This is a genomic window from Nocardioides sp. Root682 (assembly GCF_001427795.1).
Lineage (GTDB): Bacteria > Actinomycetota > Actinomycetes > Propionibacteriales > Nocardioidaceae > Nocardioides.
Map to the genome: position 1 here is coordinate 311,495 of NZ_LMHJ01000005.1, position 6,328 is coordinate 317,822.

Annotated in this window: 8 protein-coding genes; 4 read left to right on the forward strand and 4 right to left on the reverse strand. The window is 70.8% G+C overall.

Annotated features, from left to right (window positions below; all coding sequences use genetic code 11):
• Positions 1-10: 10 nt before the first annotated feature.
• From ASD84_RS24270 to ASD84_RS24280, 3 genes are read right to left on the reverse strand one after another with little or no spacing between them, the layout of a single operon-like run.
• The gene (locus ASD84_RS24270) at positions 11-916 is read right to left on the reverse strand and encodes a phosphotransferase (protein ID WP_056716849.1); all 906 of its coding nucleotides are present in this window, start codon (positions 914-916) and stop codon (positions 11-13) included.
• A gap of 10 nt (positions 917-926) precedes the next feature.
• On the reverse strand, positions 927-2,501 hold the full coding sequence (locus ASD84_RS24275; RefSeq protein ID WP_056716851.1) for an ABC transporter permease: 1,575 nt from the start codon (positions 2,499-2,501) through the stop codon (positions 927-929).
• On the reverse strand, positions 2,498-3,415 hold the full coding sequence (locus tag ASD84_RS24280; RefSeq protein ID WP_056716853.1) for an ATP-binding cassette domain-containing protein: 918 nt from the start codon (positions 3,413-3,415) through the stop codon (positions 2,498-2,500). Before ASD84_RS24280 ends, ASD84_RS24275 begins: the two co-directional genes overlap by 4 nt.
• 99 nt (positions 3,416-3,514) lie before the next feature.
• Here ASD84_RS24280 and ASD84_RS24285 point away from each other — a divergent pair, with 99 nt between their 5' ends.
• Positions 3,515-3,979, forward strand: a complete 465-nt coding sequence (locus ASD84_RS24285; RefSeq protein ID WP_056716856.1) for a GNAT family N-acetyltransferase — start codon at positions 3,515-3,517, stop codon at positions 3,977-3,979.
• Between the two features lie 18 nt (positions 3,980-3,997).
• Here the strand turns inward: ASD84_RS24285 and ASD84_RS24290 are convergent, their stop codons facing one another.
• Positions 3,998-4,612: an acVLRF1 family peptidyl-tRNA hydrolase gene (locus ASD84_RS24290; RefSeq protein ID WP_056716858.1), complete on the reverse strand. Its 615-nt coding sequence runs from the start codon at positions 4,610-4,612 to the stop codon at positions 3,998-4,000.
• A 41-nt stretch (positions 4,613-4,653) separates the two neighbouring features.
• Here ASD84_RS24290 and ASD84_RS24295 point away from each other — a divergent pair, with 41 nt between their 5' ends.
• The 3 genes from ASD84_RS24295 (at position 4,654) to ASD84_RS24305 (ending at position 6,159) form a co-directional block, all read left to right on the forward strand.
• Positions 4,654-5,151, forward strand: coding sequence for an SRPBCC family protein (locus tag ASD84_RS24295; protein ID WP_200954712.1), 498 nt, complete (start codon positions 4,654-4,656; stop codon positions 5,149-5,151).
• A 32-nt stretch (positions 5,152-5,183) separates the two neighbouring features.
• Complete coding sequence (locus ASD84_RS24300) at positions 5,184-5,723, forward strand: DinB family protein (RefSeq protein ID WP_056716860.1); 540 nt, start codon at positions 5,184-5,186, stop codon at positions 5,721-5,723.
• Positions 5,724-5,820: 97 nt separating this feature from the next.
• On the forward strand, positions 5,821-6,159 hold the full coding sequence (locus ASD84_RS24305) for a hypothetical protein (protein WP_056716863.1): 339 nt from the start codon (positions 5,821-5,823) through the stop codon (positions 6,157-6,159).
• The last annotated feature ends 169 nt before the right edge of the window (positions 6,160-6,328 follow it).

A 6,328-nucleotide genomic window follows, 5' to 3' on the forward strand; every position in this document is an offset into this window, starting at 1 on the left:
TCTCCTGCGCTCAGAGCTCGAGCAAAGCCTCCATGTGCCCGAACGTGCGCTGCAGCGCCCGCAGGTGGGGCGCGACGGCGGGGTGGCGGTACTTGCCAGCGAGAGCGCCCTCTCCCCCGGCGACCCGGGCCAGCGCCCATTCGGCGCGGCTGAGGGCCGTGTAGACAGCGACGATCCGGGCCCCGAGGACCACGTCGTCGCGGTGCGCGATCCCCTCGGACAGGCCGAGCAGGTAGGCGTCGAGCAGAGGTTCGAACTCCTCGCGGGCCGACAGCGAGAGGTAGCCCAGGTCGCCGCCGACCGGACCGTGGCCGACCGTTCCCCAGTCGATGGCCAGCGCCTCGTCACCTGAGCGTCCCGGCAGGTTCAGCGACGTGGGATCGCCGTGCTGGGCGACCTGCGGCAGCCCGTCGAGCAGGGTCAGCATGGTCTCGCGGTGGGTCCAGAGATGGTCGGCGACGTCGGCGACCGTGGTCCGCGCCAGGGTCGGCCAACCGCCACGTCGCGCGACCCGGGCCAGCCGGTCCGCCATCAGGTGCTCGGCGAGGAACTGGGGGTGCCCCAGCTGGGCGCCGGCGAAGCGGCCGACGGACATCGCGAGGAACAGGCCGCTGGAGGCCGCGTCCTCCACCCAGTCGCGGACGATCGTGACGCCCTCTTCGTCCTCCTCGACCGAGGCGCCGGCCGCCCGGAGGCCGGGAGTGCCGCTGGCCAGGCCGGTCAGCAGCACGTCGGCCTCGCGGCGCCAGTACCCGATGTGCCCGCGATCGGACAGCACGGCGGGATCGCCGGGCTGCGGTGCGCCGAGGCGCTTGACCACGACGGGACGACCGCCGAGCGCCGTCCGCCACACGCCCACCGTCGACGTACCGGACCCACCCGGCAGCGCCACCCAGTCCGGCTCCGGCCGCCACATGAGGCTGAAACTAGCCGATGTCGCGCTCGCGGAACCGCCACCACGCCACAGCGAGCAGCACAGCGGTCACCGCGGTCAGGCCACCGGCACTCCCCCAGCTCCAGCTGTCCGCGGGCACGGACGGGACGTGGGAGTACGGCGACAGACCCTTCACCCAGCCCGGCAGGTCGACCAGGTCACCGATGAGGGTGAGGGTCAGGAAGCCGGCCGGCCAGGCCCACACCAGCCCTGTCCACCGCACCCCGAGGGCAAGGGTGAGTACGGCGAGCGCGCCCACGACCCAAGCGGCGGGCACCCAGGCCAGTGCCGCGACGAGCAGGTTGCCGATGCCGGGGCCGTCAGCCGCGACGTACCCGATCCACAGACCGACGCCAGTCACGACGAGCAGCCAGGCGGTACCGACCAGCGCGACCACCGCGGATGCCGCGAACCACCGGGTGCGACTCGTGGCGGTGGCCAGCACGATCTCGGCCCGGCCGTCGGCCTCGTCGCGTCCCGCGTGGTTGACGACCGTCACCGCGAAGTAGCTCAGCACGACCGCCACGACGGAGAGGATCGCGGCGACCAGGGCGCCGCCGAGCTCGTCGATGATCGACTGGGCGGTCTCGGAGTCCAGCAGGTCGCCGATGCCCGGCGCGATCATGCCGAAGACCACGCCCATCGCCCCGGCGGCCACGCTCCACAGCACGATCGTGGTCGCGTGCACCTTGATCGACAGGGACAGTGCATCGGCCAGCCTGGGCGAGCCGGTGGCCGGGCCCGGACGGGCCGCCACCAGCCCGGAGCCGAGGTCGCGACGACCACGCAGCGTGACTGCGACGCCGACCAGCACGACGGACAGCGCCGGATAGAGGAGCAACAACCACCACCGCTGGTCGCCGTACGCACGGACCTGGGTGTTCCAGCCCAGCGGCGAGCACCAGCTCAGCCATCCGGGCCCCGTGTCGCCGACTGCTCGCACCACGAACTCGACCCCGACGGCTCCGGCTGCGAAGGCCGCGCAGGTACGCGCGCTGGCGGACAGCTGAGCGGCCACGGCTGCGATCCCCGAGGCCACGAGCGCCGTACCGGCCCAGACGGCGCCGAAGGCGAGCGAACCGACTGCGTCGAGACCGGAGAGCGCGTTGCCACCGGCCATGAGGACACCGAGCGCCAGGGCCAGCACGACGGCCTCCAGCAGCGCTGCGGCGAGCGGCGCGTCGCGTCCGACGGCGGTCCCGCCCACGAGCTCGGTGCGGCCGTTCTCCTCGTCCACCCTCGTGTGGCGGCGCACGAGCACCACGAACAGCACCGCGACGAACACTGCGTAGAGCACGGTCATCTTGGTCATCGAGAGCTCGCCGACACTGGTGACGTCGAGGACCGGACCGTAGAGCGCGACGATGGCCGGGCTGGCATTGATCGCCAGCGCCGCGTGCACCCGGTCCGCCTCGTCGGCGTACAGGCCCGGCGTCGCTGCCGCCGAGGCGACGCTCATCAGTACCAGGACTCCGATGGCCACCGGCGCCAGGATCCGGTCCTGGCGCAGCGCGATCCGCAGGAGCAGTGGCCAGCCGGTCGTCGCGGGGCGGTACGGGCGACTCATCGGGCAGCGCCCGCCCGGTCGCGGTAGGCGTCGAGAAAGAGCTCCTCGAGCGTGGGCGGGGTGCTGGTGAGCGCTTCGACCCCGGCCTGCGTGAGCGCCGTGAGCACCACGGGCAGGCCGTCCGGGTCCACGGTGCAGCTGAGGTGACGGCCGTCGACGGAGAGGTCGTGGACGCCTGCGGTTCCCGCCAGGTCCGGGACCGCGCCAGTGAGGGTGGCGACGATCTTGCTCCGGCTCAGGTGGCGCAGGTCGCTGATCCGCCCCGACTCGACCACACGTCCCTCACGGATGATCGTCACCCGGTCCGCCAGCCGGTCGACCTCGGACAGGATGTGGCTGGACAGCAACACCGTGGCTCCGCGCGCCGTGTGCTCGGCCACGCAGTCGTTGAAGACCTGCTCCATCAGGGGGTCCAGCCCCGACGTCGGCTCGTCGAGGATCAGCAGGTCGGGGTTCGTGGCGAACGCCGCCACCAGCGCAACCTTCTGGCGGTTGCCCTTGGAGTAGGCCCGGCCCCGCTTGGTCGGGTCGAGCGAGAAGCGCTCGATCAGCTCGTCGCGACGGGAGGTCGCGGGATCTGCACCACGCATCCGGATCAACAGGTCGATGGTCTCCCCGCCGCTCAGGTTCGGCCAGAGGCTCACATCACCGGGCACGTAGGCCAGGCGGCGGTGCAGCTCCGCAGCGTCGGCCCACGGGTCGCCGCCGAGCAACCGCACCTCACCGCTGTCCTTGCGCAGCAGACCGAGGATCACCCGGATCGCAGTCGACTTGCCGGCTCCGTTGGGCCCGAGAAAGCCGTGGACCTCGCCGGGCTCGACGGTGAGGTCCAGCTCGTCGAGCGCCCGGAAGCTGCCGAAGGTCTTGACCAGGCCGCGGATCTCGATCGCCGCGCCGACGTGTTCGTTGTCCACGACTTCGAGGCTAGACCCGAGCTCGCGGCGATCGGGCGCGACAGGGCGGAGTCGGGACCAAGGACTCCCGAGGCCGCGGACCTTTGGTCGATCGGGAGAATGACCGTCATGCAGATCGAGCTCGACGATCCCCACCGCGGTGACGTCCTCGCGCTCCTTGAGGAGCACCTGGCGGACATGTATGCGACGTCGCCTCCCGAGAGCGTGCATGCGCTCGACCCGCATGCACTCGCCCAGCCGGGCGTCTCGTTCTGGACCGCACGCGAAGACGGGATCCTGCTCGGCTGCGCCGCGCTCAAGCGGTTGACCGACGACCATGCCGAGCTGAAGTCGATGCGCACGGCGACAGCCGCACGCCGCCGTGGTGTCGCCGCCCGCCTCCTCGACCACGTCCTGGCGACCTCCCGGCAACGCGGCCACCACCGGATCAGCCTCGAGACCGGTGCCGAGGACTACTTCGCGCCGGCTCGGACGCTCTACGCCACGCGCGGCTTCACGGAGTGCGGCCCGTTCGAGGGCTACGTCCTGGACCCGAACAGCGTGTTCCTGACCCTGGCTCTCTGAGGGATCTGCGGAGCAGTCTCAGGAGGGCGGTGCGTTCTCGACCTCGACCTGGATCGCCTGCGCGTCGGCGATGACCTTGTCGAGCACGGCCCGGCGCGGGTCCGGTACGGCGTGCCACGCACCCACGACCTGCACGTTGCCGAGGCGCGCGTCGGTCAGCACCTCGCTGACTGCAGTGCGGTCGCCGCCCGCCACGACCACGTCCACCGTGCCCAGAATGCGCGCCGCATGGTCGGCGGCAGCCTCGTAGGCAGCGCGGGCCTGGTTGCCGCGGCGGCGTGCGAAGCGCTGCTGCGACTGCCCGCCGGCCTTGGTGCGCCCCTGCACGTGGCGCTGGCCGACCTTCGACTCCCCCAGCGTCGGGCCCGCGAGGCTCGCCACGGCGAAGCCGCCCTTGCGCACCAGGAGCACTCCCCACCGTCCGGGTGGCGCAACGGCAGTCCCGAAGGTCGCGGGGTCTGGCAGGTCGTCGTACCCGATGGAGAAGGGGAGGTGGGCCGAGAAGTGCGAACCGTCGGGCGCCTCCCCGACCAGGGCGCCGTCGATGACGCTCAGCGCCGGTTCGCCGTGGGATGCCGCGAAGTTGGCGACCCACCGCGGCCAGCGGGCAACGGGAACGAAGACGTCGGGCACGGGACGACGCTACAGACGAGAACCTGTTCTAGTCTCGGTGCATGCCCACGATGCACCCCAGCTCCCCCGTCGGGATCGACTTCGTCGACACGGCGCCGTACCGCTACACGAACAGTGTCGACCTGGCCATCACGCCGGAACAGGTCTTCGAGGTGCTCGCCGACGCCGGCGCCTGGCCGCGGTGGGCGAAGGTGATCACCGGCGTCGTGTGGACGACGCCCGAGCCGATCGGAGTCGGGACCCGCCGTACCGTGACGATGCGGGGCGGGCTGATCGGTGACGAGGAGTTCCTCTCCTGGGACCCGCCCACCACGATGTCGTTCCGGTTCAACCAGTCGTCGACGCGGACCGTCAAGGCGTTCGCCGAGCGGTACGACGTCGTACCGACCGCCGACGGCTGCCGGCTCACCTGGACGCTGGCGCTCGACGTACGCGGCCCTTCGCGCCTGGGGATGCCCTTGGGCAAGCCGGTGATGAACGCGACCTTCCGCCGGTTCCTGGCCAACCTGAGGCGCTACACCGACGAACGGTTCGCCTGATCCGGCGACTGTCCGTGGGTAATCTCGGCTGGATGACGAGCTTCCGCGCCGAGGACCGCACCGACCCACCCGTGAACTCCGACGAAGCAGCGACGCTGCTGGGGTTCCTGAACTACCAGCGGGACACGCTGCGGTGGAAGTGTTCGGGGTTGACGGTCGATCAGCTCGCGACCTCTCTGGCACCGACGACGATGACCCTGGCGGGCCTGGTGAAGCACTTGGCCGTGGTCGAGGCGGGATGGCTGAACCAGTTCTTCGCGGGTGGTGTCGCCAAGCCGTCGTGGTTCGACGAGCGGGACCCGGATGACCGGAACTGGTCCTTCACCTCTGCCGCCGATGCCACCCCCGAGCAGCTGTTCGCCTGGTTCGACGAGTCGATCGCGGTCTCCGACCGGGTCATCGCAAATGCCTTGGCCGGTCCGGAGGGCCTGGCCACCCTCTCCGCCGAGGAGGAGTACGGGAACCAGATCTCGCTGCGCTGGATCCTGTGCCACCTGATCGAGGAGTACGCCCGTCACAACGGCCACGCCGACCTGCTTCGCGAGTCCATCGACGGAGCCACCGGCGAATAGCCATCCCACAGAGTTCTGACCACGCCGCTCCGCGGGCAGGATCCGCGGTACGTTGCGCCGTGCCGCGCCGCGGCCCCATGCCCTGACAGGAGACCCCATGCCCCACGACCCGAGCCCGTCGAAGATCGTCCGGCCCTTCACGCGTCAGTCCACCGTGCTCGAACTGGCCTCGACGATGCCCGGTCGCGCGTTCAAGGCGATGATCGTGCGCCAGCTCCCTCCGGTGGCCACCGAGAAGGAGCGTCAGGAGCTGGAGGACCTCACCCTTGGTCTTCCGCTGGAGACCTTGGTCGAGCTGTCCGAGGGCAAGCTCACCTGGGGGATCGCCGACTCCCTCGTCGACCTGGCGAACCGCAAGCCGCAGCGGGTTATCCGTCGTGGTGTCGGCGCGGGCGCCGCCGCCCTGAAGAAGGGCACGCGCGCGGTTCGCCGCTGATGGCGCGCACGATCGCCTGGGCGCGTGCTCGTTTCGGCGCGTCGTACCTGACGAACGTGTCGTGAATTCGGCGGCAGGTTCAATCGGTCTAAGCAACGTAAACCTTTGAGGAGCGTTGTGATGAGACCAGTGTCTGGGATTGGTTCGCGTAGGTCGGTCGAGCAGTGGG

Excerpts from the sequence above, each read along its gene's own strand:
- ASD84_RS24295 (WP_200954712.1), top strand. The coding sequence starts at position 4,654 with ATGCCCACGATGCACCCCAGCTCCCCCGTCGGGATCGACTTCGTCGAC.
- ASD84_RS24305 (WP_056716863.1), top strand. The coding sequence starts at position 5,821 with ATGCCCCACGACCCGAGCCCGTCGAAGATCGTCCGGCCCTTCACGCGT.
- ASD84_RS24300 (WP_056716860.1), top strand. The coding sequence starts at position 5,184 with ATGACGAGCTTCCGCGCCGAGGACCGCACCGACCCACCCGTGAACTCC.
- ASD84_RS24270 (WP_056716849.1), bottom strand. The coding sequence starts at position 916 with ATGTGGCGGCCGGAGCCGGACTGGGTGGCGCTGCCGGGTGGGTCCGGT.
- ASD84_RS24285 (WP_056716856.1), top strand. The coding sequence starts at position 3,515 with ATGACCGTCATGCAGATCGAGCTCGACGATCCCCACCGCGGTGACGTC.
- ASD84_RS24275 (WP_056716851.1), bottom strand. The coding sequence starts at position 2,501 with ATGAGTCGCCCGTACCGCCCCGCGACGACCGGCTGGCCACTGCTCCTG.